The 2021-nt window shown below is 64.1% G+C and carries 2 protein-coding genes; both read right to left on the bottom strand.

Annotated features, from left to right (window positions below; all coding sequences use genetic code 11):
• Window positions 1-1308, bottom strand: a 1308-nt coding sequence (gene fusA, locus IRT45_RS36140; RefSeq protein ID WP_194810240.1) for an elongation factor G, incomplete at its 3' end; no start/stop codon positions are given.
• A 207-nt stretch (window positions 1309-1515) separates the two neighbouring features.
• Window positions 1516-1986 (bottom strand): 30S ribosomal protein S7, encoded by a 471-nt coding sequence (gene rpsG, locus IRT45_RS36135; protein ID WP_194810239.1) that lies wholly within the window; start codon window positions 1984-1986, stop codon window positions 1516-1518.
• Window positions 1987-2021 lie beyond the last annotated feature (35 nt).

Below are 2021 nucleotides of genomic sequence, written 5' to 3'. Positions count from 1 at the left end.
TTCGGCCAGCTTCTGGATCGCGGTGCCCAGCTTCTCCTGGTCGGACTTGGTCTTGGGCTCGATCGAGACCTCGATGACCGGGTCCGGGAAGGTCATGGATTCCAGGACGATCTGGTTCTGCGGGTCGCAGAGGGTGTCACCGGTGGTGGTGTCCTTCAGGCCGATGACCGCGTAGATGTGGCCGGCCACGGCCTCGCCGACCGGGTTCTCCTTGTTGGAGTGCATCTGGAACAGCTTGCCCAGCCGCTCCTTCTTGCCCTTGGTCGAGTTGATGACCTGGGCACCGGACTCCACCTTGCCGGAGTACACCCGGACATAGGTCAGTTTGCCGAAGAACGGGTGCGCCGCGATCTTGAACGCCAGGGCCGCGAACGGCTCGTCGGAGCTCGGCTTGCGGACCAGGATCTCGTCTTCCTTGCCCGGGACGTGGCCCTGGGTGGACTCGACGTCCAGCGGCGACGGCAGGTAGTCGATGACGGCGTCGAGCATGGGCTGCACGCCCTTGTTCTTGAACGCCGAACCACACAGCACCGGGTAGAGCTCGGAGGCGACGGTCATCTTGCGGATGGCGCCCTTGATCTCCTCGACCGAGAGCTCCTCGCCACCGAAGAACTTCTCCAGCAGGGTCTCGTCGGACTCGGCGACGGTCTCCATCAGTTCCTGGCGGTAGATCTCCGCCTGGTCCTTCAGGTCCTCGGGGATGTCGACGACCTCGTAGGCCTCACCGAGTTTGGTCTCACCACGCCACACCTTGGCGTTGTTCTCGACCAGGTCGACGATGCCCTCGAAGGAGTCCTCGGCACCGATCGGCAGCTGGATGACCAGCGGCTTGGCGCCCAGGCGGTCCTTGATGGTCTGGACGGTGAAGTAGAAGTCGGCGCCCAGCTTGTCCATCTTGTTGACGAAGCAGATACGCGGGACGTCGTACTTGTCGGCCTGCCGCCACACCTGCTCGGACTGCGGCTCGACACCTTCCTTACCGTCGAAGACGGCGACAGCACCGTCGAGCACGCGCAGCGAGCGCTCCACCTCGACGGTGAAGTCGACGTGACCCGGGGTGTCGATGATGTTGATCTGGTTGTCGTTCCAGAAGCAGGTCGTCGCGGCGGACGTGATCGTGATGCCGCGCTCCTGCTCCTGCGCCATCCAGTCCATGGTGGCGGCGCCATCGTGAACTTCACCGATCTTGTAGGTGATACCGGTGTAGAAGAGGATGCGTTCAGTAGTGGTGGTCTTACCGGCATCGATGTGCGCCATGATGCCGATGTTGCGGACCCTGTTGAGGTCGGTGAGCACGTCCTGTGCCACGGAAATCTTCCCCGCTCTGCTCTGTTAGCGATCAGCTAGTCGGTATTTTCGGGAACGGCCCGGGCGGTTCCGCCGCGATGCGGGTCCCTGGCCTTCACTATGTCAACGTCGGGTGCGGCTTGTTGGTGCCCTGGTGAGAGCACGTGCCGCACCCGACTGTGACTCGCCTCCCGGCGCCGTTCCTTCACCGGCGGACCGGGTGACCAATCACCAGCGGTAGTGCGCGAACGCCCGGTTGGACTCGGCCATCTTGTGGGTGTCCTCGCGACGCTTCACCGAAGCGCCCAGACCGTTGCTCGCATCCAGCAGCTCGTTGGCCAGACGCTCGATCATGGTCTTCTCACGACGCGCGCGCGAGTAGTTGACCAGCCAGCGCAGCGCCAGGGTGTTGGCGCGACCCGGACGAACCTCGACCGGGACCTGGTAGGTGGCGCCACCGACACGACGCGGCTTCACCTCGAGGGCGGGCTTCACGTTGTCGAGCGCACGCTTGAGGGTCACGACCGGATCGGTGCCGGTCGTCTCGCGCGCCTGCTCGAGGGCACCGTAGACGATGCGCTCGGCGGTCGACTTCTTGCCGTCCAGCAGGATCTTGTTGACCAGCTGAGTGACCAGCGGCGATCCGTAGACCGGATCGTTGATCAGCGGACGCTTGGGTGCGGGGCCCTTGCGTGGCATATCAGCTCTTCTCCTTCTTGGCGCCGTAGCGGCTG

The sequence above is a fragment of the Nocardia sp. BSTN01 genome, from assembly GCF_015354405.1.
In the GTDB taxonomy this organism is placed as follows: Bacteria; Actinomycetota; Actinomycetes; order Mycobacteriales; family Mycobacteriaceae; genus Nocardia.
This window is presented reverse-complemented; position numbering and strand designations above follow the sequence as displayed.

What these genes read in the sequence shown, in the direction of transcription:
- rpsG (WP_194810239.1), bottom strand. Translation starts at nt 1,986, where the DNA reads ATGCCACGCAAGGGCCCCGCACCCAAGCGTCCGCTGATCAACGATCCG.